This window comes from Nocardia vulneris, assembly GCF_001613425.1.
GTDB classification, from domain to species: domain Bacteria; phylum Actinomycetota; class Actinomycetes; order Mycobacteriales; family Mycobacteriaceae; genus Nocardia; species Nocardia vulneris.
Genome location: NZ_BDCI01000039.1, coordinates 79,727 through 102,428, shown reverse-complemented (window position 1 = coordinate 102,428; position 22,702 = coordinate 79,727). Strand labels below are relative to the sequence as shown.

The window sequence follows — 22,702 nt, the reverse complement described above, 5'->3', positions numbered from 1 at the left end:
CCCACTGGCGTCATGGTGGGACAGTGTCATGTACGTGAACCGCACGTCGAGCCCCGAGGTTCGTCGGACTTCACGGTGACGAAACCTGTTGTGGCCAAACCTGGCAAATCCAAGAGGTTCCGCCTCGATGGAAGCCGACGTATCAGAACGACCGGACCTGTCGATCCATTCCCGAGTCCACGCGGCGCCGCAAACAGAGCCAGATCATGGCCCGATCAAGCCCTTCGCACGGTGATCAGTGCCGCTGTCGTGGAGCGGTTGAGGACGATGAGTTTGGCGACGACGTCGAACGGTTCGTAGTCGCCAGTTCTGGTGAGCAGGCGGACTATGCCAAAAGCTCGGCCGGTGTCGAGGTCGCGCTGCATCCGTCGCACGACTGCTCTGTCCGAGGGGTGGAGCTGCGGCCGCCCCTGCCGACGGATCTCGTCGTATTCCCAGGCGAGGTCGGGGCAGGGCTCGCCATACCAGCGCAGCAGACGGAGGGGGCGGAGCTCGAAGATCGCGCGGTACTCACCGGGCTCGGCGGTCGTTGCGGCTACCAGCTCTGCCAGCATGATGGGTGATTCGGGGTCGTCGCGCTGCTCGGCCGGCCCGAGGTCGTGCGAGATGTTCGCACAGTGACGGGAGTTGAGTTCGACATGGAGATCGCTTCGCGCCGGTCGGGCGATCCGGCGGTACGGTCGAGGCCGTCGGTGCCGCGGCCGGACGTCAGCGGCGATCGCATGCCGGCGCATGCCAGTAACTCACCGCTGTTGCTCCAGCACCCCCGACAGCTTGGTTCCGCACAGGTAGCGCGGGCCAGAGCGGCGCCGGCATCGAACTCGCTCGGTCAAGCCAACACCCGCGCGAACCATCCGTCCGGCTCGAGGTCGGGAACGGTAGGCCGCGGAGGCTGCCAGGTCGACGGTGGTTGTCGAGGCCACAGCACTTGCGCTCGGCGGACCGCGGCGAGGAACGGTTCGCTGTCGAGGTCAATCCGGCATTCGCGGATTCCTGCGGCCGGCCAGCAGACGATGATCGAGAACGGACCGGCAGGTGGAACGGGCGTGAGGAAGTAACTGGCACTGCTGTATTCGGGTCCGCCGCCGCTGTGGCCGTGCGTCAGCATCGGTGTCTGCGCGTCCTGGTCTGCCGAGTTGGACAGTGTCGTAGCGGTGCGACCATCGGCGAACTCCGTTCCGATCAGAATCGACTCGTCAGCGGCCACGAAGTGGCTGCTGAACGCTCCGAGCGCCGAGACCAGCTCCGGCAGGCGCGCGTGCACACTGAAATGCAGTTCCATGCCCTGGCTGTAGCATCGAGCATCGTTGAAGGCGATCACGACATCGTCTGTTCGCACAAGGACTACATCGACGGCCACCGTTGCGGGGACCTCGTTCAGCGGGATCGACCTTGCTCTTGATCGCTCTGTGGCGCTGGATATTTCACTCATTCTGCCTCCCCTTGTTTGCTGCGTCGCTACGTCGCTGGTGTGCGCGTCGCCGCATGGTGAGCAACCCTAGTGGCAGATGCCGACATGACGCAGCATGTCTTCGGCGCGCCCCGTAAGGCCTTGTCAGTCAATGGTTTTCGTCGATGTGACAACACGCCGATCTGGTCGGCATCGGCGCGGCGGATCAGTTCATGATCAGTTCGACGTCAGGCAGGGCGCGCTTAGGTTCGGATGCGAGTGTGGTCCTTCCCGGTGCTCCAGGACCTCAGCCGGTGTAGGACAAGAACATGACCGCGGTCGCGCCTGCCATGAGCGCGTGCATCGCGCCCAGGCGGCGGTGGGTGAGGTCGTGCACGGTCGAACGCCGATAAGTGTGAGCAACCCAGATCGCGGCCAGCACGAGATAGCCGAGCCCGATGGCCAGATCCAGGTTTCCGGCCCACGAAGGCAGGTGCATCGACATCGTCGCCGGCATGGACATGGTGACGCCGCCGCCCATGTTCATCGAGCCCTCCGCGGAGGTCACGGACGTGCCGCCGACGATCGAAGAGTCCATCACGGCGTACATCCACACCATGGTGGCCATCATGAGCGCGTGGTAACCGTGTTCGAGCCGGTGCTCTCGGCGCGCGACGAGTAGGACGACGAACACCGCCGCCGCGACGGCGAAGAACGTCATGCCCACGACCGTGGAAACCTGCGGTAGTCGAGACCACACCATGGCGAGCATCGCCAGTGACATCACCACGTGCAGGAGGCCGGTGATCCGGACCGGGACCGTCGTGGACCGCGCAGCGGCCCTGGTCGCCCAGAACACCGCGGTCGCCAGAAACCCGACGGAGACGGCCCAGCGTACGAAGGGGTCGGTGATCACGATGCCACCCGCTTCCGGCGTCGGACCAGTTCACCGGCGACGACGTCGCCGAGGACGAACACACCGAGGGTCATGCCGAAAAGTGGTGCGCACCAGCCGATTCCGGCGAGTACCGCGACCGCGACGACGGCTTCGGCCGGGTGCAGGCCTGCCAGCGCGCCGCGGCGTGGCGCGTTCGGCCATCCTCCTCGGGTGGGTCGCCGCTTCCACCACATGAGGTAGCCGCGCACGATCACCGTGATCAGGCACACGACCAGCAGTGCCAGCGCGATCTGGTTCGCGAGCCCGAACAACAGACCCATGTGGGCGTCGATGGCCCAGTTGGTCAGCTTCGCGATCAACGGCCACTCGGCGAAGCGGCTCTCGTCCACGATCGCTCCGGATCGGCCGTTGACCGCGACCGCGTCGAATCGGGTCGGGAAATCGCGTTTACGTTCATAGACCTGCCATGCCGTGCCGGTCGCCGTGGGTGGCTTCAGCCACAGTGGCGGCTGCAACCCCGCGTCGAGGGCGCTGCGCAGGACAGTGTCCGCGCTCGCCGCCGGATCGAGCGGGGCGTCGGTGGTGGTTTCCGGCAACGCTGTCGACACCGATGGTGTGGTCCAGCTCAGCTGCGACCGCAGGGTCTCGACGTGTTCACCGGTGAACCGCGACCACGTCAGGCCGGTCACCGACAACCCCAGCAGTCCGATCACGATCCAAACGCCCACCGCACCATGCCAATTCAACGTCCGCCCGCGCGATCCGGTGCGGGTGCCGCGGCGATCGGGGACCACGAGACGGCGAACACCGCGTCGGCGCGTCTGCGCGATCCACATGGCGAGTCCGCCCAGCGCGATCACCCACAGCCAGCTCGCCGCGATCTCGCTGTAGTACCGACCGAGTGCACCCAGGTGCAAGGTTCGGTGCATCTCGTCGAACCACGCCCGGATCGGCAGCCACTGCCCGTAGGTGGTCAAGGTGCCCTGCACCTGCGCCGTATAGGGATTGACGAATACGGTGCGCGTGTAATCCGGCGCGACATCCGTTGTCGCGAAAGCGATCTGGGTCGTCTCGCTGGCTACCGTGGGCGGCTTCACGCTGGTGATCGGCGCGTCCGGGTACACCGTGCGCGCCGCCGCGATCTGGTCGGCGAGGCTGCGTGTTTGTGGGGCGTATCCGTCGACGGTCACTTCATGGCGGAACACGATCCCGTCCAGCTGTGGTGTGAACGTGTACAGCAGGCCGGTGACGGCCGCGATGAGGATGAACGGCCCGACCAATACACCACCGTAGAAGTGCAGCCGTAACAGCACCGGTCGCCACCGTGCCCAGGCGGTGGGCTGGGGAGGGTGTTCGCCGTCGCCTTCGGGCGGCGTCTTCGCCAGTTGATCGACCATCCCGCCGACTCCTTACTCTCCGGGTGCACCTCATCCGCACTCCGCGAAGAGATAGTCGGACCGGGGCCGCCGAAAGTTCCCACGGGACATATTGTTTCCGTTCGGGGGAGACGTAGCGGCGAGTAATGTTCGTGACCAGGACACAGCGCCGAGCAGTGCTCCTCCGGGCGGGTTGCGAGCGAGGTCATCGGGGGCGGTGGGAACTGGAAGCGGTTCGGCAACGACTCCTTTGGTAGGGCGACGTATCGAGTCGTGCCCGAACGGGGTCGAGTTGGAAGGAACCTGTCGTGGGTGAAGTCGTGTACAAGGTGACCGGAATGAGCTGTGCGCACTGCGTGACCGAGCAAGCGCCGGTGTCGCTTCGATCGGTCGGTGCCGCGCTGGAGGCCGCCGGATACGAGTTGGCGCAGGCGTGAAAACCGGCCGGTCCCCGGCTTGGGCTCGGATCGTCCAATTTCTCCTGGTCCTGATCGTGGTTTTCGTGGTGGCGTGGTTGGCCGGGCATGCGGTGTCGCTCGACGAGCCGACGCCGCAACATCCCGGAACCGAACACGGTCAGGCCGGCTGACGTCCGCAATCGTGCACCACCGCCAGATGGTCGGCGGGGCAGGGCTATCGCGGTAGTACCGGCACGATCGATCGACTGACCAGATCCAGACGCTGGCAAAGGTTTTCGCGTTCGACGAGGCTGGGATCGATGAAGACGCGAATCTGGAATCCACCCTGTTCGGCCGCAAACACGACGTTGCAACCGAAAGGTTTGGAATCGCCGGCGATCCGGAATTGCCGCCCGGTGCGACCTGCGAGCGTGACGTCTTGGAATTCGACGAGTGCCGGCTCCCGCTCGGTTTCGGTCACAGTTTCGGCGGTGGAGTACACCGTCACCGCGTAGGCGTACCCAGGCGCATCCCAACGGCAGATTTCCTGCCTGGAGTGCAGCGGTCGCGTGATTCCGCTGTCCTCGGTCGCCGGGCGCAGGCCCGCGGACTGGAGGACATCGTCGGAGATCTCGGTGCACGGATTCCACAACGCCACAGGGCTTTCCGGCCTCTCGTTGTCGTTGGCGCTGCACGCGATCAGACCCGTGGCGACCATGGGCGCCACGACTACCGTCATGGCTCGGTGTCGCATCTCCGTGCTCGGTCTGCGGCCTCGAATCGCTCGCAACGACGATAGGTGTTTCGAATTCATGTCCGACCTCCACGATGAACAGATAGTGGACCAGCGAATCGAACCTGCCAGCAGTGCGCCGAAACGACCGGCCCTCACACACATTGCCGTCTCCGAGGGCGGGGTCGTTACACCACTCGGCGCGCCTCCTGGGCATCATCGAATGAGCCGTACCGTGTCCTCGACCCGGGGCACCCCGTCGGCCGCTACACGACGGTCGCCCTAGCCCACGGGTAGTGGCGTTGTCTCCCCAGGGGCAGGCGCGACGGTGTTCACGACACCGACCGCCTTCCTGCCGGGATCAGCATCGCCAATGTCCGCATGGCGCAGAACCTCTGACCGCCTGGTGCGGCGGCGACCGTAGCCTCACCGGCGGGCCATGGCTCGTTATCGAGCAGCACCTCGTTGACCTGTATCCGGCCCTTATCGGTATTGGTGAATAACCCGCAGCCAATGAATTTGCGGAGTCAGTGTTTCCGCGCGCAGCAGCGTGTCGAGCATCGATTTGCTAGCCCAGATATGGCTGGCTGCGTCGTTCAGCGTGATGCTGGAGCCTCAAACGGACTGTGTCGTGGACAGGAAGGTGGGCCAGTTCAGTGAAGCTGATGAACCGAACTGCGGTCGATTCGTCGCTGACTTCGATTTGGCCGCCGGTTACTCGGCCGTAGTAGGTGACGGCGAACTCTTGCCGAACCTCGCCGTCGGAATACTCGATGACGTGCCGGGGGTCGGTGTAGATGCCGAGGAGGCCGGTGATTTCGATGTCGAGCCCGGTCTCCTCGCGGGTTTCACGGATAACGCATTCCTCCAGTGTTTCGCCGATTTCCATGGTTCCTCCGGGTAGGGACCAATTTCCGGAGTCTCCACGGCGCTGCATCAAGACCGCGCCGTGATCGTCGGTGACCAGTGCCGAGCCGCCTGGGACAAGGCTGTTCGCCGCGGGCGCGTTCGGGTCTTGGTAGTAGTCACGCCGTGAGCCCATTGGCGCATCCTTGGGTTGTCGTGTACGGGGTGACTGTTCCCCAGATTTGCTCGAATTGGTCGGCGAAGGATTCGAATATCCCGTAGGGGGACAACTTTCGCAGGTGCAGGGCGGTGTGCTGGTAGCCCCTCGCGCGAAACAGGTAGGGGGTGACGATCATCTCGTCGTCGAAGCGGAATACCGAGTTGTAGAGATGGCTGGTGTGCAGGCCGATGGTGCAGCCGGGAGTGTCTGCCAGCGGGCCGAGCATGGATAGGGCGTTGCGGATCCGTCCGGGGAGGGTGCCACCCATCTGCTCGAGGGTGTCTCGCTCCATCGCGTGAGCGCAGTCGGGGTCGGCGAATCCCAGTCGAACCACGCATCCTGCACGGCATTTGGCGGCGATGACCTCTGATGCTTTGGGTAGGAGTTCGAACACGAACGGGTACGCGTATCCGATGATGTCGATTCGCTCAGTGGCCTTGTGCACCAACGAAGTCCACAGGTCGTTGGGAATTTCGGCCCGGTGCGCGTAGGCCGCTATGACCTCGGCGGTGGCCGGTGCCCCAGCTTGTAGGTCGGGCCTGGTAGGTGGCCACAGCGTTTCTTCGGTTTCGTGAAGCAACTCGGCTATCCGGACCCTGGTGCTGCGGTGTGGTATCCGACCTGCCAGCCACCGGTTCACGGTCTTCGCGTCCACGCCGACCGCGGTGGCCAGCTCGCCGGAACCTAGTCCCGCCCTCAGCATTGCCGCCTGTAGGCGCTGATTCATATTGGTGATCCTACGGGACGTAAGGGACGTTTGAAACGTTCTCGAAAGAGTCCTCAGCGCAGTTCAGGTGTCTAGGAAACATTCCTACCGTTGGGTTACAGAGTTCAGTGCCTACGAGGGGAAGATGTTGCCCGCGTTGAATCGCTCACTCGGCATCAACCCCCGGGTGCCGAACAGCCGACTTGAAGTCGAGTCCCTCGACGTCAGGGCATCGGGGGAGTTGCCTCGCACGCCGGATCCGTTCAACCCCGACGCTCTGAACTCGGCTCGGGTCTGGGACTACCTGCTGGGCGGGAAGGACTATCGCGAGGTCGATCGAGACATAGGAAACCAAATGCTTTCTCGCGCACCCGAAATCAAGACCCTGGTCTGGTTCGTCCGGGGTTTCATGCTGAAAGCGGTGCAGATGGCCGCCGATGCCGGCGTCCGGCAGTTCATCGATCTCGGCTCGGGTATTCCGAGCTCGCCGAACGTGCACGACGCGGCTCGGGAAATCGAGCCGACAGCGCAGGTGGTATATGTCGACCACGACCCCGTCGTGCACGCCCACTGTGACGCCTTGCTGGCCGGCCCACGCGGTATCACGGCGCTATTGGGTGACATTCGTCGTCCCCACGGCATCCTCGATCAGCTGAAGACCGTGATCGATTTCAACGAACCAGTCGCGATCACCGCCATCGGCGTGCTGCATTACGTGATGGACAGCGAACACCCCGCCGAGATCATCGCGGTGTTCCGCGAACGGCTGGCACCAGGCAGTCTGCTGGCCATCGCTCACGGCTCCATCGATTCCGATCCGGAGGTACTCCAGGTGCTTACTGGCGCCGACGGCACCTCGGCCCAGGTCTGCTTTCGGTCTGCGGCACAGACGGAGGCATTCTTCGATGGCTTCGAGTTGCTCGACCCCGGTGTGGTCCCGGTCCAGAGGTGGCTGCGTCCCGGCCTGCCGAAAACCCGGATGATCATAGACGGTGGTATCGGGCGCCGGTGAACGCCGTCGAGCCGGGGCTGGTCCTGGCTGGCAGGATCGTGCCCATGTTGCAGGCTTGTCTGAACGGCGCCAGGACTCGAACCGACTGCGGCCACCTGCCGATCTCCCCGGCGGAACTCGCCGAGGCTGCCCGCCGGGCAGTCGAAGCGGGGGCCGAAGACATCCATCTGCATCCCAAGCAAGCAGACGGCACCGACACCCTCGACCCCCAGCATGTCGCGGTGGCGCTGACCGCGGTCCGCGCCGCGGTCCCGGGCGTACCGGTCGGTGTGACGACGGGTGCCTGGACGATGCCCGAGGCCGGTAAGCGCGCGCAACTGGTGCGCTCGTGGACGGTGTTGCCCGACCATGCCTCGGTGAACTGGCACGAGGACGGTGCCGATCTGGTTGCCGAGGCACTGCTGGACCGCGGCATCGGTATCGAGGCCGGCCTGTACTCCGGCACGGACGCCGTAGCACGGTTCGCGGCCTGGCCATCGGCTCACCGCGCCCTGCGGATTCTGGCCGAGATCACCGATACCGACCCGCGCGCTGCGGCCGCGGCAGCCGATGCCATGCTCGCCGAACTCGCTTCGGGCCCAGCACTTCCGGTGTTGCTTCACGGTGAGGACGGCGCCGCTTGGACCGTTGCGCGGCTGGCTGCGGCCCGTGGCCTGTCCACCCGGATCGGACTCGAAGACGTCCTCGAACTGCCCGACGGTTCACCCGCCCCGGACAACGCCACCCTGATCCGGATCGCCCGCGCGCTAATGCACCAGCCATAGTTCCGCCGCCGCGATTCGGTGCACTGTCTTCGACCATCCAGAGGTCGCTCAATCCTGAGCATCGGCGCTAACGCAGCGGCCTGCTCATCGGGGCGATAGTGGGATGGGGAAGTTTTGTGATCGACATTCCTCGATCCGAGCGGCGCGCAGTCCCTCGATCACGCCGGCGGATCAGTAGTCGCAGCGCCAGTTGTAGGCGGTGGAGCCGCCGCGAGCGTGCAATCCGTAGATCGTCTGGCAGTACTTCTCGATGTCGACACCTTTGAGGGCTCCGCCGCCGCCCACCAAATAGCAGCGCCAGCCCCACCCGCCAAGATTGGGATAGGCCAAGGTGGCACGCCACCCGACCTGCCCATAGGTGACTTGGCACGCGACATGCATATCGACCGGTTCCGCGGCTGCTGCTTCGCCGGCACCGGCGATGAGCGCACCACCACTGAGGGTGAGCGCGAGCATCATTCGCGCGAAAAGCTTTGTGCGCATAGTTGTTTCCTTTCCGAGGTCAGCGCCAGCAGCGCCAGGCGTAAGGGTTTCCGCTGTCGAGCAGTCGGGCGTAGGCGCCGTTTCCGTAGAGGATTCGGCAGCCGCCGTTCATATCGATACCGCGGGCCTGATGAATGCGGTCGTTGTAGCAACGCCAGTTGTAGGGGCCGCGGGGTGGGACGAGCTCAGGTACCCACCATGCGTCATTGCCGTTCTGTGCCTTGCACACCCGGACCAGGTCCAGCCCGCCCAGCTCTCCTGCGTGTGCTGGTCCCGCCATGATCGAGCTGCCCAGGAGGAGGCCGGTCGCGGCCATACTCGTGACGGCAATTCTTCGCACATCGGATGCGAGATCTTTTACCAGTTTGCGCATCGCCACTCCTTTGCTGTCGGGAAACGCGTGTAATGCCAACTGACGCTACGGGTTCGAAGTCCTGCGCAGTATCGGACGTTTGACCGACTATCGGTCCGGTCAACGGACCAGGTGGTGTACGAATTCGCGGTTCGCGGCGAGGATTCCAACTGAATTCTGCTGCAAGGAGTTTCACATGATCGACAATCCGGATCTGCCGCCTGCGGTGCACTACGTCGTAGCGGGGGAGCAGGCAGTTGATGCTGAACCCATCGAGGACCCTTCGCCGAACAGTCAGCCGGGGGATGAACCCGCAGTCGGGGCGCTGACGTTCACTGTCGGGGTCGGTATCGCCGGAGATGCGGTGGATCGAGGGCCGATCGACCCGCCGGAGCCGGTTGTCGGTGCAGGGGGTGGCGTCCCGCGGATCCGGCCGGTCGCTGAGACGAGTGCGGTGATCGCTCCGTTGGCGGTCTCGGGTGCGGAGGGGCTGTTCGGCTTCACCGTGAAACTCGAACCGCTGCAGCGATGGGCGAACAATCCGCTGGATCGATGGGATGGTCAGGCGACGGGTCGGACGCTCGAGCCGCTCGATCGATGGGATGCCGATCGGGAGTCCGATGTGGTCGAGCGCAGGCTGGATCCACTCGAACGATGGAGTGCGCAATGAGTGGAGCGCGCACGCTCGGGCTGGCCGAATGGTTCGCACCGCACTCGCTGGAGGAGTTCGCGGGTTCCCTGCTCAGTCGACGCCCGTTTGCCGGGCCGCCGCGCCCGGACCTGGTCGAGCGCGTACGGAACGCGTTGGGCATCAACGGGATCGAGGATGTGTTCGCCAAACCTGGGGTGACCGTGGACGCCTGGTTCCATGATCTCGACGGCAGGCTCGGCTCCGCGCCCATCGAGGCGGCGACCGCGAACCGTTTCTATGCGGCCGGTACGACCCTGCTGTATCGGGCGATTCCGGAGTTCGCGCCGTTCGTCCGGGAGGCCGCCGAAGCGTTCCGGCTGGCGCCCGGCGCGGTCAAATGTCAATTGTTCTGCAGCCGTGCGGGTGGCGGAACGCGGGCGCATTTCGACGCCATCGACGTGATCACGATCCAGCTCACCGGCCGCAAGACGTGGCGGATCGCGCCCAACGCGTTCGCGCCCGCACCGCTCGACGGCTGGACGACGCTGGAAACGGTTTCTCCGCTGTTGCGCAACTACGCGTCCGCGCTGCCGCCCACCGAAATACCGGACGGCGTCACCGAACACGTGCTCGAGCCGGGATCGGTACTGCACATCCCGCGCGGCTACTGGCACGAAACCAGCTCTGCCAGCGACTCGATCTCGCTACACCTCGCGCTGCTCACGCCGTTGCGGGTCGAACTGCTGTTGGCCGCGTTGAAGAGTGAGTTGTTACGCGACGAACACTGGCGTGGCGCGATGTACGACTTCGGCGATACCGACACTGCCGCAACGCGACTGACTGCCGATATCGCCGGTATCGGTGACGCACTGCGCCGCCTCGACCCGGCCGATCTGCTCCGTCCTTCGCTCGATGAGCATTCGGTGGAACCGGCGACGACCTTCGTCCGGGCGGGCCAGTGCGGCTTCGGCATCGACGCCGTCGACGAAACCTCCGCCCGAATCACCGTCACCGCCTACAGCTTCCGCGAAACCCGTTCCTCGCACACCAGGGTCAGCCGCGACCTACTCCCTGCTCTGCTGTGGATAGCCGCGCTGCCCACCGGTGCCACCCTCGACGTCGCGGACCTCCTCCGGATCACCCCGACCGTGACGAAAATTGCCGCCCGGCAACTCCTCGCCACCCTCGAACAATCCAGGCTCATCCGCCGCCCCGCCCACCGATAGATGCTTCCAGCTAAGACCCATCAGCGGAGTCGCTGAGCGGTTCCGGAGGCGGTGTGGTCCAGCGGAAATCGGAGCTGCGGTATTCGGGTTCGACATAGGAGTCGGGGTGGTAGCGGACGGTTTGTTGGTGATAGTGCAGGACGGGTTGATCATGAACGGCCACGGGTAGTTGGGCTGTGGCAGCTCCCGCATCCAGACCATCAAGTCCTCGTGGGACAGGTCGGTACGTGGCATCGACGGTTCCCCATCCTTGATCGCGGGCGGCCTTCAGAGTCTGGCGGTGGCGAATTCTGGGTCCTGCGAGGAAAGTTGTCGAGCACTAGTGCCGTGTTATGGAAGTGAAAAGCCAAGCGCGTCAGCAGCTTCGACTGGTGTCGGCTGCGCCCAACGCGACAAGTAGGTCTCGTTGCCGGCCAGCGAGCGGGTGAGCGCCTTATCGATATAGATCGTGCCGTCGAGATGGTCGGTTTCGTGCTGGAAGATGCGGGCGGGCCAGCCGGTGATTCGTTGGACGTGACGCACGCCGTCGAGATCGTCGTATTCGGCCTGCACGGTTTCGGGCCGGGGCACGACGGCTTGGTAGCCGGGCATGCTGAGGCAGCCCTCGTAGAAGCCGACCGGGTCGCCTGCCGCGGTGTACGCCGGGTTGATGATCGTGAAGTCGCGCACCGGGATTCGTTTTCGCGCCGTCGCGACCTCCGCCGGGACTTCGGCCGTGTCACCGATCACGGCTATCCGCAACGGGATTCCGATCTGCGGCGCGGCCAGGCCGACGCCGCGGGTGGCATGCATGGTCGCGAGCATGAGTTCGCTCAGCTCTTTCAGCACGGTGGCGTCGAGCTGTCCGGTCACCGGGTCGGCGGGGCGGCGCAGCACGGGATCCCCCATCGCGGTCAAGGGGGCGACGCCGCCTCGATATTTGTCCAGTAGTTCGACGACCATGTCGGTGACGTTCATTGCGGCCTTTCTGGTCCTGATGGGTTCTGCGGGGAGGGCGCGGTCGATGAGGACGGCGGCGATGGCGCGGGCTCGGCGAAGCGGGCGGTTACGGACACCTTGTCGTCGTGGGCATGGCGGCGGGCGGGTGGTCGGTGATCTCGACGGCGGCCCCGATGAACGGGCGCCGCAGTGTCACCTCATCCGCCGGTATCGACGGTGGTTTGTCGAAAGCGGCGAGCAGCCGTGCGGTAGGCAGTGCGGTTCGACACCTCGGCCACGTGCGGAGCTGGTTCATGCCGGTGTCGTTGATGCCCTGCTCTCGCTCATGCGGCCACGATACCCGCGACGATTCGTCCTATGTCAACGGTATGGAGTCGGCCGTCGACGGCGGCACCTCGGCGATCTGAGTGGTCGGCGGCCGGGGCCCGGCGCTTCGCGCCCCGGTCGCCGACACACCGATCCGATACCCTGGGCGCTGCACTGGAGATTGTCGGATGTGAGGAAGTTTTATGGGAAGCGTTGTTCTCGACGTTGTCGCGTTGCTCGCAAATCGTGCGGCGATGTTCTGGAACTGGATGGCCACCGGCTCGTCCGGATTCCCGCCGCTCTGATTTCGCGGCAGTCGCGAACGCCCTGGTCTGTGGACCGGGGCGTTTGTGTTTTCGCGGGCTTGCCCCAAGATCGCTGCGGGGTTGAGGGATTTCGCTGTCCGTGGCGGCCCGCACCCGTATCTTGATCACCGTGAGCACCGCCACGACCGCGCGTCGCACGCCAGGTTGGTTCGCACTCTGGATGGGGCTCTTGACCGCCCTGATCCTGCTGTGCTGCCTAGCCCTGTTCTGGCAGTTGGCTGCCGAAGGCACCTTCCCCACCAAGGTCGTGCTGTGGTTGGCGATCGGCGTGCTGGGCGCGATCGCGCTGCTCTTCGGACTGTTCGGCCTGGTCCGCTACCGGTCCTTCTTCTACAGCCTCATCGCGCTGGTCGTGCTGGCCGTCTTCGGCGCGCTCGTCTGGTACAACGTCCCCGAGGACACAGGGTGGAAGCTGTCCCGCGGCATCCTGCAGGACCAGGCGGTCGACTGCAACAATCCCGGACAGCGCACCCGCCTCGGCGTCTACACGATCACCTTCGTCACCCGCCGCGACGGTGGCTGCCTCTTCTACACCCAAGGGGGAGAGTCGAATTCGCAACGCGGTTTCGCCTACTTCCCGGAAACCGCGCCACCGCACCTCGGCGCACCGCAATCCCCGGGGATCGGGTACGAGCCGTTCGAAGGGCACTGGTACCGATTCACCGAGGAGTCCTGAGCCGCGCTCAGTCGGCGCTGACCAGGTAGCGTTCCGGAATCGGTTGGCCGGGTGACTCGTTGGACCAGAAGATGGTCACCACCCACCACCGTTCGTCCTGGTGCAGCAGTTGAATGCTGTTGATACCGCGGACGAACGGCTCGCCGTCCGGTGTCAGCCGAGACTCGTAGGTACTCAGCGCGTGCACGATCGGCCCGAATCGTTCGGTCCGGCGGGCGATCTCGACTTCGTAGAACGGCTGGGTGCGCAGGAGCGGTGCGATCTGTTCGATGAAGGCATCGCAGTCGAGCGCTCGCCCACCCACATGGTGTTCGGTGAGCGGTTCCGCGGGAATCAACCGCGCTCCCGGCAGGAACAGCGCACGCATCCGATCGAAGTCACGCTCACCCGCCGGACCGGAGATCACGTCGTAGAGCGTGCACAGGATCGCGTCGACAGTCGCAGTGTCACTGCGGTTCTGGTCGGTCATCGTGGTCATCAGTGCATTCTCGCCGCCCGCGCCCACCGTTGGACCTGCTCGGTTCACTGAGCGAACCGAGCGGAGCGCAATACGCGGGCAGCGGTGCAGACTTGGTGCGTTGCGGGGGCTTCCACGAGATCGAAGGACAGGCCGATGCGCAGTGCGGGGGACATCGCCCGACTGACCGAGGAACTGGTGACCGCGGCCGCGGACGCCGGATTGATCATGCGCAGTGCGGAGGATGAAGAACTCGATGGCCGGACAGTGCGGCTGGACGGTCGGCCGCGGCTGAATTTCGGCTCGTGCAGCTATCTCGGACTGGAACTGGACCCCCGGCTGCGGGCAGCGGCCTGCGCGGCCGTATTGCGTTACGGGACACAGTTTTCGTCCTCCAGGGCCTACTTGGAGGCCCCGCTGTATCCGGAGCTCGAGACGTTGCTCGAGGCGATGTTCGGCGGCCACGTGCTGGTCGTGCCGAATACGACGTTGGGTCATCAAACAGCATTACCCGTCCTGGTCGGTCCTGCCGACGCGGTCGTCCTCGACGCGCAGGTCCACCACAGCGTGCACGCGGCGATGCCGCAATTGCAGGTCCAGGGGACGACCATCGAAGTCGTCGGGCACAGCGACCTCGCACAACTCGACAGCGCGGTCGCGCGTCTCGGCCGCACGCATCGGCACGTCTGGTACCTGGCCGACGGCGTGTACAGCATGCGCGGTGACGTCGCGCCGCTACCCGACATGGCGCGGCTGCTGCAGCGCTACGACCAACTCCACCTCTACCTCGATGACTCACACGGGGTCGGCTGGTGTGGACGCCACGGTCACGGTCCGACCTCGGATCTGCTGGCCGGGCACGACCGGGTCGTCGTGGCGGCATCATTGAACAAGTCTTTCGCGGCGGCGGGCGCGGCGCTCGTGCTTCCGTCCTCCGAGCTGAAGCATCAGGTCCGGATTTCGGGTGGCCCGCTGATGTTCTCCGGACCCGTGCAGCCGCCGATGCTCGGCGTCGCGGTGGCCGCGGCCCGGATCCACCTGAGTCCTGAACTCGCCGAACGGCAAGCCGCACTGCGTGCGCGAATCGAGTTCTGTACCAGGCTGATGCGTGAACACGGCCTGCCCTTGGCCGAGGCGACCGCGAGCCCGATCCGACATCTCACCCTCGGCGCACCCGCGCTCGCGCAACAGGTTGCCGCGCAGCTTCTCGACGCGGGCGTGTACACCAACCTGGCCACCTTCCCGGCGGTGCCGCTGCGTGCCGCCGGTATTCGCATGACGCTCACGCTGCATCAGGGGCTTGCGGACATCCGGGAACTGGTGGCGGCACTCGACCGGTACGTGCCGGTCGAGTGCCGTACGAGGGAGCGCGATACCGGAACTCGGTTCTGCACAACGGGATAGCGGTCTACCAGACGACCACGGAGCGGAGCACGTCACCGCGGTGCATGGCGTCGAAGGACTTCTCGACCTCGTCGAGGGAGATGCGTTCGGTGACGAAGCGGTCCAGTGGTAGCCGACCCTGTCGGTACAGGTCGACGAGCATCGGAAAGTCGCGTTCGGGCAGGCAATCGCCGTACCACGAGGATTTCAGCGCCCCGCCGCGGGAGAAGAGGTCGATCAGCGGGAGGTCGAGGGTCATGTCCGGGGTCGGGACGCCCACCAGCACCACGGTGCCCGCGAGGTCGCGTCCGTAGAACGCCTGCTGCCAGGTTTCGGGGCGGCCGACCGCATCGATCACGACATCGGCGCCGAAGCCGTCGGTGAGTTCCCGGATCCGCTCGACTACGTCCTCGGTACTGGCATCGATGCGGTGGGTGGCGCCGAATTCCGTCGCCCAGGCCAGCTTTCGGGGATCACGGTCGATCGCGATGACGGACTTGGCGCCGGCCAGGTGCGCGCCCGCGATCGCCGCGTCGCCGACACCGCCGCACCCGATCACCGCCACGCTGTCCCCACGCGAGACCGCGCCGGTGTTCATCGCCGCGCCGATGCCCGCCATCACGCCGCACCCGAGTAGTCCGGCGATGGCCGGATCGGTGGTGGGATCTACTCTGGTGCACTGCCGTTCGTGCACGAGGGTCTTGTCGGCGAACGCGCCGATGCCGAGGGCGGGGGAGAGTTCGGTGCCGTCGGTGAGGGTCATCTTCCGGCTGGCGTTGCTGCTGGCGAAGCAGTACCACGGACGCCCGCGGCGACAGGCCCGGCACTCGCCACAGACGGCCCGCCAGTTCAATACGACGAAATCGCCTGTCGCCACATGGGTCACCGCGTCGCCGACGATTTCCACGATGCCCGCGGCCTCGTGTCCGAGCAGGAACGGGAACTCGTCGTTGATGCCGCCTTCACGGTAGTGCAGATCGGTGTGGCACACCCCGCACGCCTGCACACGCACCACGACATCGTGGGCGCCCGGGTCGGGGATCACCACGTCCACGAGTTCTACCGGGGTTCCCTTGCGGCGCGCGATGACGCCGCGAACGGTTTCGGACACGAATCCTCCTACGGGCTGGCGACGGCCGCGGGCCGGCGCTCGATCTGTTTGCGGTAGCGGGTGAACAGGCGGGCGTTGTCGATCGCGAACACGGCGACCGGTTCGCCGTCGCGTTCGTAGAGCGCGGTGCACGAGGGCGTCGACGGGTCGCCGTCGAGGAACCGGAGCGTGTCGCCCGCGCGGTGCTCGCCCGCGAACTGGATCATGTGGCCGTACTGCTTCGACCAGAAATAGGCGGTCGGCGCACGGTCGGCGGGCACACCGAGCACGGCCGCGGCCGCGATCCGCGCTTGGGCGGTGGCGTTGGACCAGTGCTCGCTGCGGTGGTGCCCACCCAGCGCGTCGTGGTAGGTGCGAGCACAGTCGCCGATGGCGTAGACGCCGGGAATCGAAGTGCGGCACCGCGAATCGGTCAGGAATCCGTTGTCGATCCGCAGCCCGGAATGCTGCGCCCACTCGGTATTGGGTGTCGCGCCGATGCCGACGATCACGGTATCGGCGGGCAACACGGTGCCGTCGGTGAGCCGCACGGCCTCGACCCGGCTTTCGCCACGGAATTCTGCGACGGCGACGCCGGTGCGCAGGTGCACCCCGTTGGCCGCGTGCAGGTCGGCGCACAGCGCGCCGAGCAGTGGACCGAATACACCGGCCAGGGGTGCGGCCGCGAGTTCTATCACGGTCACCTGCACGCCGAAAGACGCTGCGGTCGAGGCAATTTCGGAGCCGATGAGCCCGGCTCCGACGATGACGACGGCGCGGGCGGTGCGCAGCGAAGTCCGGATCGCGCGCGCGTCGTCGACGGTGCGCAGCGTGTGGATCCCGTCGAGCGCCGGTGTGCCGGGCAGCGGACGGGCGCGGGCACCGGTCGCGAGCACGAGCGAACGCCCGGTGTGCACTGTCCCGTCGTCCAGCGTGACGGCGGGACCGGTTGCGGTCCGGATGATTTCGACCGCTCGGTGGCCCAGGATCCAGCGGGTCCCCGGATCGTCGCCGACTGCGCCGAGGGTGAGATCGACGTCGTCGCGCAGGAATTCCTTGGACAGCGGCGGGCGGTCGTACGGTGCGTGCACTTCGTCGCCGACGACGGTGATCGATTCGCCGTAGCCGCGCTCGCGCAACTCGCGAACCAGCGAGAACCCGGCCAGTGACGCGCCGATGACGACGACGCTCATGGCCGGACCGCGACCACGACGGCGCCGTCGAGCACCCGCACAGGGTAGGTGCGCACACCGATCTTGGCGGGCGGCCCCGAGACCTGTCCGGTGCGCAGGTCGAAACACGACTCGTGCAAAGGGCATTCGACCGTGCAATTCTCCACCCAGCCGTCGGCCAGTGACGCATCCTGGTGGGTGCAGGTGTCGTCGATCGCGAAAAGTCCACTCTCGGTGTGGAATACCGCGATCGGTGAGCCGCCGTCGGGGTGCACGGTGGCGGCCTCACCGACCGGCAGGTCGGTCAGGTGTGCGACGAACAGCTCGGTCCCGGAGGTCGCGGTGTGGTTGGCAAGGGATTCCATAAACCCTCCATGAGTTGCTTAGAGCGCAACAGAAATCGCGATACGCAACAGTGTGCATCGGTGTCGCGGAGGCGTCAACCCCGGAATCGCCCGGTGAACGGCCGGTTTCCAGCGGTTGACAGCACGCGGTGCGAGGCGGACTATTTGTTGCGTAATACGAATTCGTTGCGCTACTAGCAACAACGGAGGCACCCTTTGGCTCACCGGAAAGTTGTCGTCATCGGAGCCGGGATCGTCGGGGCATCGCTGGCCGATGAAATGACCGCACGAGGTTGGGCCGATATCACCGTGCTCGATCGCGGACCACTGTTCGTCACCGGCGGATCCACTTCGCACGCACCGGGTTTGGTGTTCCAGACCAACCCGTCGAAAACGATGACCGAGTTCGCCCGCTACACCACCGAGAAATTCCGCGGACTCGATCACCCGGCCGGCCCGGCGTTCGATCCGGTCGGCGGTCTCGAGGTCGCGACCACGCCGGAGCGCTGGCAAGACCTGCACCGCAAGGCGGGCTGGGCTCAATCGTGGGGAATCGCAGGGCGTTTGCTGAGCGCCGAGGAATGTGTGCGGCTCTACCCGCTGCTCGACGGCGACCGCATCTTCGGTGGGTTCCACACTCCGACAGACGGTTTGGCGAACGCAGTGCGCGCGGTGGAAGCCCAGGCGAGAGCTGCGACGGCACGCGGTGCGCGCTTCCTGCCCAACCAGGAGGTGCTCGGCATCGCCGAGCGCGACGGCCGGGTGGTCGGCGTCGTCACCGCCGAGGGAACCATTCCCGCCGATATCGTCGTGTGCGCCGCGGGGTTCTGGGGTGCGGAGCTGGCGAAGCAGGTGGGTCTGGTCGTACCGCTGGTGCCGATGGCGCACCAGTACGCCAAGACCGGGAGCCTGGCGACCCTGGCCGAGCGCGTGGGCGCACCGGGTACGGCCGCCTTGCCGATCCTGCGACATCAGGATCAGGACCTCTACTATCGCGAGCACGGTGACCGGATGGGCATCGGCTACTACGGTCACGCGCCGATGCCGGTGGATATGTCCACCCTGGCCGCGGCGACCGCGAGCGAGGCGATGCCTTCGATGCTGCCGTTCACCGACCCGGATTTCGCGCCTGCGTGGCGTGCGTCGATGGAACTGCTGCCGGCACTGGGAGATTCGAAACCCGAGGAAGGGTTCAACGGCATCTTCTCGTTCACCCCGGACGGCTTCTCGATCATGGGCGAGCACCGCGACCTCGCCGGATTCTGGGTCGCCGAGGCGGTCTGGGTGACCCATTCGGCGGGCGTGGCGAAGGCGGCGGCGGAATGGATCATCGAGGGTGCGCCGAGTATCGACGTGCACGAATGCGACCTCTACCGTTTCGAGGACGTCGCGCGCAGCGATCAGTTCATTCTGGAGACGAGCGCACAGGCTTTCGTCGAGGTCTACGACATCATCCATCCGCACCAGTTCCGGACGAAGTTGCGCGGCCTGCGCACCAGCCCGTTCTACGCCCGCCAGCAGGAGCTGGGCGCGTTCTTCTTCGAGGGCGGCAGCTGGGAGCGCCCGGCCTGGTATGAGGCCAATGCCGGACTGGCGCAACGGCTTCGCGACGAAGGTGTGCCGTTCCCGGAGCGCGACGTATGGTCGAGCCGGTTCTGGTCGCCGATCTCGATCGCCGAGGCCCGCTGGACCAGAGAACACGTCGCGCTGTTCGACATGACGCCGCTGACCCGGTACGAGGTGGCCGGCCCCGGTGCGCTCGAGCTGCTCCAGCGGCTCACCACGAACAATCTGGACAAGTCCGTCGGCTCGGTCACCTATACGCTGCTGCTCGACGAAACCGGTGGTATCCGAAGCGATCTCACGGTGGCCCGGCTGGGCCCGCAGCGGTTCCAAGTGGGGGCCAACGGCCCCATGGACTTCGACTGGTTCACCCGCCACCTGCCCGCCGACGGCGCGATCCAGCTGCGCGACATCACCGGTGGCACCTGCTGCATCGGCGTGTGGGGACCGCGCGCCCGAGATCTGGTGCAGCCCCTGTGCTCCGGCGACTTGGCGCACGAATCGTTCAAGTACTTCCGGGCCCTCCAGACGTATCTCGGCGCGATTCCGGTCACCATGATGCGGGTGTCCTACGTCGGTGAACTCGGCTGGGAAATCTATGCCTCCGCCGAATACGGCAGCGCACTCTGGGATCTGCTGTGGGAGGCGGGTACCGCGCACGAGGCGATCGCGGCCGGGCGGATCGCGTTCAACAGCCTGCGGATCGAAAAGGGCTACCGCAGTTGGGGCACCGACATGACGGCGGAGCACCGGCCCGCCGCGGCCGGTCTCGACTTCGCGGTGCGGATGACCAAGGGCGACTTCGTCGGCAGGGACGCCCTGGAACACGCGCCCGCTCCGGCGATGGTGTTGCGCAGCATCGTCTTCGACAGCCCGGCCGCGGTGGTGCTCGGCAAGGAACCGGTGTACGTCGACGGCGAGTGCGCGGGATACGTGACCAGCGCGGGCTATTCGGCGACCGTCGAACGCACCATCGCCTACGCGTGGCTGCCCGCGAGCGTGCACGTCGGGGACCCGGTCGAAGCCGACTACCTCGGTACCCGCTGGGCCGCGACGGTGCACGCCGAACCGGTGGTGGACCCGGAGATGTCCCGGATCAGGAGGTGAGCGTGATGACCACGGCGACAACGGGCTACGACGTCATCGTGATCGGTGTCGGCGGCATGGGCAGTGCCGCCGCGTATCACCTGGCGGCGCGCGGGCAACAGGTGCTCGGACTGGAGAAGTTCGGCCCCGCCCACGACCGCGGTTCCAGCCACGGCGGTTCGCGCATCATCCGGCAGTCCTACTTCGAGGACCCGGCCTATGTGCCGCTGCTGCTGCGCTCCTACGAACTCTGGGCGAAGCTGGCGGCCGACGCCGACCGGGAGGTGTTCCGGCTCACCGGCGGTCTGTACCTCGGCCCGCCGGACAGTCTCACGGTCGCGGGGAGCCTGCGGGCCAGCCGCGAATGGTCACTGCCGCACGAGGTCTGGGACGCGGCGCAGATCCGCCGGCGGTTCCCGAACTTCACGCCCGCGGACGACGACATCGCGGTGTACGAGGCCAACGGCGGGTTCGCCCGGCCCGAGGTGACGGTGCAGGCGCACATCGATCTGGCGTTGCGGGCCGGGGCCACACTGTCGTTCGGCGAAGAGGTGCTGGGCTGGGCTGAAACCGCGTCCGGCGTCACGGTGACCACGGCGCGTGCCACGTATCACGCCGAGCAACTCGTCGTCTGTCCCGGCGCCTGGGCGCCACAGTTGCTGGCGGACTTCGGCATTCCGATCACCATCGAACGTCAAGTGCTGTACTGGCTCGATCCGATCGGCGGGACCGCGGCGTTCGAGGGCGAACCGATCTACATCGCCGAGGACGCCTCCGGCATGCAGATCTACGGTTTCCCCGCCATCGACGGCCCGGCAGGCGGGGTCAAGATGGCGTTCTTCCGCAAGGGCATCGTCTGCACCCCGGACACCATCGACCGGGTGGTGCACCCGCACGAGATCGAGGAGATGCGGACCCGGGTCTCCGCGTTGCTGCCTGCGCTGGCCGGGCCGTGCGTGCACTCCGCGACCTGCATGTACTCCAATACCCCCGACGAGCATTTCGTCATCGCCCGGCATCCCGGCGGTACCCGGGTCACTATCGCCTGCGGCTTCTCCGGGCACGGCTTCAAATTCGTCCCCGTGGTGGGGGAGGTGCTGGCCGATCTGGTCATCGATGGCTCGACCAGGCACCCCATCGCGCTGTTCGACCCGCAAAGGCTGGTGACCACATGATGACCGATCCGCCGCCGGTGACCACCCCGGCGCTCATCCCGACGCTCGGTGGCAAGTGGTACGTCGACGACGGTGTCTTCGCGGCCGAGCAGGAGCAGCTGTTCGAGCGAATGTGGTTCTGCGCCATCAGATCCGCGGATCTCGCGCAGGCCGGGCAGTTCAAACGGGTGCAGGTCGGCCGGGAGAGCGTGCTGGTCGTGCGCGGCCGCGACGGCGCTCTGCGCGCCTTCCTGAACATCTGCCGGCACCGCGGCGCGATGCTGTGCACCGAGGACCAGGGCCAGGTGCGCCGCAACCTGCAGTGCCCGTATCACGCGTGGACCTACGGCCTGGACGGGAAGCTGGTCGCCGCGCCGAACATGGCGGCGCTGAAGGACGCGACGGGCGCCGATATCGACCGGGTCGCCTACGGCCTGATCCCGGTCGCGCTGCGCGAATGGCTCGGCTACGCGTGGGTCTGCCTCGCCGACGACCCGCCGGTGTTCGAGCGCGACGTGGTGGGTGCGGTCACCGAACGGCTCGGCGATCCGGGCGCGATCGACGCCTACGAGATCGAGACACTGGCGGTGGGCCGCCGGGTGGTCTACGACGTGGCGGCGAACTGGAAGCTCATCGTGGAGAACTTCATGGAGTGCTACCACTGCGCGACCATCCATCCCGAACTCACCGAGGTGCTGCCCGAATTCGCGCAGGGTTTGGCCGCACAGGTGTTCGTCGGCCACGGCGCGGAATTCGGCGCCGATATCGCCGGATTCACCGTCGACGGTTCACCGGGTTTCGACCGGCTGCCGGGGGTTACTCCCGAACAGGACCGCCGCTACTACGCCATCACGATCCGGCCGACGGTCTTCGTCAATCTGGTCCCGGACCACATTATTTTCCACCGGATGTTCCCGATGTCCGCGGACCGCACTATCGTCGAATGCGATTGGTTGTACACCAAGGATGTGGTCGCCGCGGGACGAGATGTGTCCCGCTCCGTCGAATTGTTCCATCGAGTGAACGAGCAGGATTTCGCGGCATGCGAGCGAACGCAACCCACCATGTCCTCGCGCGCCTACCGTAAGGGCGGGGTGCTCGTGCCCGCCGAGCATCACATCGCGGAGTTCCACGAGTGGTTGTCCTGTCGTATCGGTGACGTGAGGTGACA

General features: G+C 66.1%; 27 protein-coding genes. 12 read left to right on the top strand and 15 right to left on the bottom strand.

Going from position 1 to position 22,702, the window contains the following annotated elements; all coding sequences use genetic code 11:
• Window positions 1–215: 215 nt before the first annotated feature.
• From NVU01S_RS33905 to NVU01S_RS33890, 4 genes are all read right to left on the bottom strand, one after another.
• Complete coding sequence (locus NVU01S_RS33905; RefSeq protein WP_052280886.1) at window positions 216–734, bottom strand: hypothetical protein; 519 nt, start codon at window positions 732–734, stop codon at window positions 216–218.
• 95 nt (window positions 735–829) lie between these two features.
• Window positions 830–1,321, bottom strand: a complete 492-nt coding sequence (locus NVU01S_RS33900) for a hypothetical protein (RefSeq protein WP_052280887.1) — start codon at window positions 1,319–1,321, stop codon at window positions 830–832.
• A 376-nt stretch (window positions 1,322–1,697) separates the two neighbouring features.
• The gene (locus tag NVU01S_RS33895) at window positions 1,698–2,306 is read right to left on the bottom strand and encodes a DUF5134 domain-containing protein (RefSeq protein ID WP_043675042.1); all 609 of its coding nucleotides are present in this window, start codon (window positions 2,304–2,306) and stop codon (window positions 1,698–1,700) included.
• Window positions 2,303–3,685, bottom strand: coding sequence for a PepSY-associated TM helix domain-containing protein (locus NVU01S_RS33890; RefSeq protein ID WP_052280888.1), 1,383 nt, complete (start codon window positions 3,683–3,685; stop codon window positions 2,303–2,305). The genes NVU01S_RS33895 and NVU01S_RS33890 overlap by 4 nt, the downstream gene beginning before the upstream one ends.
• 287 nt (window positions 3,686–3,972) lie before the next feature.
• Here NVU01S_RS33890 and NVU01S_RS45300 point away from each other — a divergent pair, with 287 nt between their 5' ends.
• A complete protein-coding gene (locus NVU01S_RS45300) occupies window positions 3,973–4,101 on the top strand; it encodes a hypothetical protein (protein WP_280140794.1) in 129 nt (42 codons plus the stop codon).
• Window positions 4,098–4,253 (top strand): hypothetical protein, encoded by a 156-nt coding sequence (locus tag NVU01S_RS43700; protein WP_156161712.1) that lies wholly within the window; start codon window positions 4,098–4,100, stop codon window positions 4,251–4,253. The genes NVU01S_RS45300 and NVU01S_RS43700 overlap by 4 nt, the downstream gene beginning before the upstream one ends.
• 44 nt (window positions 4,254–4,297) lie before the next feature.
• Here the strand turns inward: NVU01S_RS43700 and NVU01S_RS33880 are convergent, their stop codons facing one another.
• The 4 genes from NVU01S_RS33880 to NVU01S_RS33870 all read right to left on the bottom strand — a co-directional run bounded on the left by NVU01S_RS33880 (window position 4,298) and on the right by NVU01S_RS33870 (window position 6,588).
• Complete coding sequence (locus NVU01S_RS33880; RefSeq protein ID WP_063048209.1) at window positions 4,298–4,780, bottom strand: DUF3558 domain-containing protein; 483 nt, start codon at window positions 4,778–4,780, stop codon at window positions 4,298–4,300.
• Between the two features lie 347 nt (window positions 4,781–5,127).
• Window positions 5,128–5,310: a DUF6348 family protein gene (locus NVU01S_RS45485; RefSeq protein WP_373864235.1), complete on the bottom strand. Its 183-nt coding sequence runs from the start codon at window positions 5,308–5,310 to the stop codon at window positions 5,128–5,130.
• A gap of 53 nt (window positions 5,311–5,363) precedes the next feature.
• The gene (locus NVU01S_RS33875) at window positions 5,364–5,837 is read right to left on the bottom strand and encodes an NUDIX domain-containing protein (protein WP_043675048.1); all 474 of its coding nucleotides are present in this window, start codon (window positions 5,835–5,837) and stop codon (window positions 5,364–5,366) included.
• Window positions 5,821–6,588 (bottom strand): helix-turn-helix domain-containing protein, encoded by a 768-nt coding sequence (locus NVU01S_RS33870; RefSeq protein ID WP_043675051.1) that lies wholly within the window; start codon window positions 6,586–6,588, stop codon window positions 5,821–5,823. The genes NVU01S_RS33875 and NVU01S_RS33870 overlap by 17 nt, the downstream gene beginning before the upstream one ends.
• A gap of 166 nt (window positions 6,589–6,754) precedes the next feature.
• Here NVU01S_RS33870 and NVU01S_RS33865 point away from each other — a divergent pair, with 166 nt between their 5' ends.
• Window positions 6,755–7,579, top strand: a complete 825-nt coding sequence (locus tag NVU01S_RS33865; RefSeq protein ID WP_244467367.1) for an SAM-dependent methyltransferase — start codon at window positions 6,755–6,757, stop codon at window positions 7,577–7,579.
• A gap of 44 nt (window positions 7,580–7,623) precedes the next feature.
• Window positions 7,624–8,343 (top strand): 3-keto-5-aminohexanoate cleavage protein, encoded by a 720-nt coding sequence (locus tag NVU01S_RS33860; protein WP_043675175.1) that lies wholly within the window; start codon window positions 7,624–7,626, stop codon window positions 8,341–8,343.
• Window positions 8,344–8,514: 171 nt separating this feature from the next.
• Here NVU01S_RS33860 and NVU01S_RS33855 read toward each other — a convergent pair whose 3' ends face one another.
• Together NVU01S_RS33855 and NVU01S_RS33850 are read right to left on the bottom strand one after the other, a co-directional pair.
• Window positions 8,515–8,826: a hypothetical protein gene (locus NVU01S_RS33855; protein ID WP_156161714.1), complete on the bottom strand. Its 312-nt coding sequence runs from the start codon at window positions 8,824–8,826 to the stop codon at window positions 8,515–8,517.
• A 19-nt stretch (window positions 8,827–8,845) separates the two neighbouring features.
• Window positions 8,846–9,199 (bottom strand): hypothetical protein, encoded by a 354-nt coding sequence (locus NVU01S_RS33850; protein ID WP_156161715.1) that lies wholly within the window; start codon window positions 9,197–9,199, stop codon window positions 8,846–8,848.
• Between the two features lie 175 nt (window positions 9,200–9,374).
• Between NVU01S_RS33850 and NVU01S_RS33845 the strand changes: the two genes are divergently transcribed.
• A complete protein-coding gene (locus tag NVU01S_RS33845) occupies window positions 9,375–9,848 on the top strand; it encodes a hypothetical protein (RefSeq protein ID WP_043675060.1) in 474 nt (157 codons plus the stop codon).
• Window positions 9,845–11,035, top strand: a complete 1,191-nt coding sequence (locus NVU01S_RS33840; protein ID WP_052280890.1) for a JmjC domain-containing protein — start codon at window positions 9,845–9,847, stop codon at window positions 11,033–11,035. Before NVU01S_RS33845 ends, NVU01S_RS33840 begins: the two co-directional genes overlap by 4 nt.
• Window positions 11,036–11,365: 330 nt before the next feature.
• Here the strand turns inward: NVU01S_RS33840 and NVU01S_RS33835 are convergent, their stop codons facing one another.
• Complete coding sequence (locus NVU01S_RS33835) at window positions 11,366–11,992, bottom strand: peptide deformylase (RefSeq protein WP_043675063.1); 627 nt, start codon at window positions 11,990–11,992, stop codon at window positions 11,366–11,368.
• A 107-nt stretch (window positions 11,993–12,099) separates the two neighbouring features.
• Here NVU01S_RS33835 and NVU01S_RS33830 point away from each other — a divergent pair, with 107 nt between their 5' ends.
• On the top strand, window positions 12,100–12,381 hold the full coding sequence (locus tag NVU01S_RS33830; RefSeq protein ID WP_156161716.1) for a hypothetical protein: 282 nt from the start codon (window positions 12,100–12,102) through the stop codon (window positions 12,379–12,381).
• A 334-nt stretch (window positions 12,382–12,715) separates the two neighbouring features.
• Complete coding sequence (locus tag NVU01S_RS33825) at window positions 12,716–13,282, top strand: hypothetical protein (protein WP_156161717.1); 567 nt, start codon at window positions 12,716–12,718, stop codon at window positions 13,280–13,282.
• A 7-nt stretch (window positions 13,283–13,289) separates the two neighbouring features.
• Here NVU01S_RS33825 and NVU01S_RS33820 read toward each other — a convergent pair whose 3' ends face one another.
• Window positions 13,290–13,760, bottom strand: coding sequence for a nuclear transport factor 2 family protein (locus NVU01S_RS33820; protein WP_156161718.1), 471 nt, complete (start codon window positions 13,758–13,760; stop codon window positions 13,290–13,292).
• A gap of 135 nt (window positions 13,761–13,895) precedes the next feature.
• Here NVU01S_RS33820 and NVU01S_RS33815 point away from each other — a divergent pair, with 135 nt between their 5' ends.
• Window positions 13,896–15,143, top strand: coding sequence for an aminotransferase class I/II-fold pyridoxal phosphate-dependent enzyme (locus NVU01S_RS33815; RefSeq protein ID WP_052280892.1), 1,248 nt, complete (start codon window positions 13,896–13,898; stop codon window positions 15,141–15,143).
• 4 nt (window positions 15,144–15,147) lie between these two features.
• Here NVU01S_RS33815 and NVU01S_RS33810 read toward each other — a convergent pair whose 3' ends face one another.
• From NVU01S_RS33810 to NVU01S_RS33800, 3 genes are read right to left on the bottom strand one after another with little or no spacing between them, the layout of a single operon-like run.
• On the bottom strand, window positions 15,148–16,233 hold the full coding sequence (locus NVU01S_RS33810; RefSeq protein WP_043675071.1) for an S-(hydroxymethyl)mycothiol dehydrogenase: 1,086 nt from the start codon (window positions 16,231–16,233) through the stop codon (window positions 15,148–15,150).
• 8 nt (window positions 16,234–16,241) lie between these two features.
• Window positions 16,242–17,405, bottom strand: a complete 1,164-nt coding sequence (locus NVU01S_RS33805; protein WP_043675074.1) for an NAD(P)/FAD-dependent oxidoreductase — start codon at window positions 17,403–17,405, stop codon at window positions 16,242–16,244.
• Entirely contained in the window at window positions 17,402–17,749 is a 348-nt protein-coding gene (locus NVU01S_RS33800; RefSeq protein WP_175068932.1) for a bifunctional 3-phenylpropionate/cinnamic acid dioxygenase ferredoxin subunit, read from the bottom strand. Before NVU01S_RS33800 ends, NVU01S_RS33805 begins: the two co-directional genes overlap by 4 nt.
• A gap of 195 nt (window positions 17,750–17,944) precedes the next feature.
• Between NVU01S_RS33800 and NVU01S_RS33795 the strand changes: the two genes are divergently transcribed.
• From NVU01S_RS33795 to NVU01S_RS33785, 3 genes are read left to right on the top strand one after another with little or no spacing between them, the layout of a single operon-like run.
• The gene (locus NVU01S_RS33795; RefSeq protein WP_043675077.1) at window positions 17,945–20,398 is read left to right on the top strand and encodes a GcvT family protein; all 2,454 of its coding nucleotides are present in this window, start codon (window positions 17,945–17,947) and stop codon (window positions 20,396–20,398) included.
• Between the two features lie 5 nt (window positions 20,399–20,403).
• Window positions 20,404–21,552, top strand: coding sequence for an N-methyl-L-tryptophan oxidase (gene solA, locus NVU01S_RS33790; protein ID WP_043675186.1), 1,149 nt, complete (start codon window positions 20,404–20,406; stop codon window positions 21,550–21,552).
• Window positions 21,549–22,700 carry an aromatic ring-hydroxylating oxygenase subunit alpha gene (locus tag NVU01S_RS33785; protein ID WP_156161719.1) on the top strand — a complete coding sequence of 384 codons (1,152 nt, stop codon included), beginning with the start codon at window positions 21,549–21,551 and terminating at the stop codon, window positions 22,698–22,700. The genes solA and NVU01S_RS33785 overlap by 4 nt, the downstream gene beginning before the upstream one ends.
• Window positions 22,701–22,702 lie beyond the last annotated feature (2 nt).

Coding starts and splice junctions, on each gene's coding strand:
- NVU01S_RS33880 (WP_063048209.1), bottom strand. CDS start 4,780: ATGGTCGCCACGGGTCTGATCGCGTGCAGCGCCAACGACAACGAGAGG.
- NVU01S_RS33800 (WP_175068932.1), bottom strand. CDS start 17,749: ATGGAATCCCTTGCCAACCACACCGCGACCTCCGGGACCGAGCTGTTC.
- NVU01S_RS33845 (WP_043675060.1), top strand. CDS start 9,375: ATGATCGACAATCCGGATCTGCCGCCTGCGGTGCACTACGTCGTAGCG.
- NVU01S_RS33875 (WP_043675048.1), bottom strand. CDS start 5,837: ATGGGCTCACGGCGTGACTACTACCAAGACCCGAACGCGCCCGCGGCG.
- NVU01S_RS33835 (WP_043675063.1), bottom strand. CDS start 11,992: ATGAACGTCACCGACATGGTCGTCGAACTACTGGACAAATATCGAGGC.
- NVU01S_RS33850 (WP_156161715.1), bottom strand. CDS start 9,199: ATGCGCAAACTGGTAAAAGATCTCGCATCCGATGTGCGAAGAATTGCC.
- NVU01S_RS33890 (WP_052280888.1), bottom strand. CDS start 3,685: ATGGTCGATCAACTGGCGAAGACGCCGCCCGAAGGCGACGGCGAACAC.
- NVU01S_RS33805 (WP_043675074.1), bottom strand. CDS start 17,405: ATGAGCGTCGTCGTCATCGGCGCGTCACTGGCCGGGTTCTCGCTGGTT.
- NVU01S_RS33785 (WP_156161719.1), top strand. CDS start 21,549: ATGATGACCGATCCGCCGCCGGTGACCACCCCGGCGCTCATCCCGACG.
- NVU01S_RS33820 (WP_156161718.1), bottom strand. CDS start 13,760: ATGACCACGATGACCGACCAGAACCGCAGTGACACTGCGACTGTCGAC.
- solA (WP_043675186.1), top strand. CDS start 20,404: ATGACCACGGCGACAACGGGCTACGACGTCATCGTGATCGGTGTCGGC.
- NVU01S_RS33815 (WP_052280892.1), top strand. CDS start 13,896: ATGCGCAGTGCGGGGGACATCGCCCGACTGACCGAGGAACTGGTGACC.
- NVU01S_RS33855 (WP_156161714.1), bottom strand. CDS start 8,826: ATGCGCACAAAGCTTTTCGCGCGAATGATGCTCGCGCTCACCCTCAGT.
- NVU01S_RS33840 (WP_052280890.1), top strand. CDS start 9,845: ATGAGTGGAGCGCGCACGCTCGGGCTGGCCGAATGGTTCGCACCGCAC.
- NVU01S_RS33905 (WP_052280886.1), bottom strand. CDS start 734: ATGCGCCGGCATGCGATCGCCGCTGACGTCCGGCCGCGGCACCGACGG.
- NVU01S_RS33870 (WP_043675051.1), bottom strand. CDS start 6,588: ATGAATCAGCGCCTACAGGCGGCAATGCTGAGGGCGGGACTAGGTTCC.
- NVU01S_RS33860 (WP_043675175.1), top strand. CDS start 7,624: ATGTTGCAGGCTTGTCTGAACGGCGCCAGGACTCGAACCGACTGCGGC.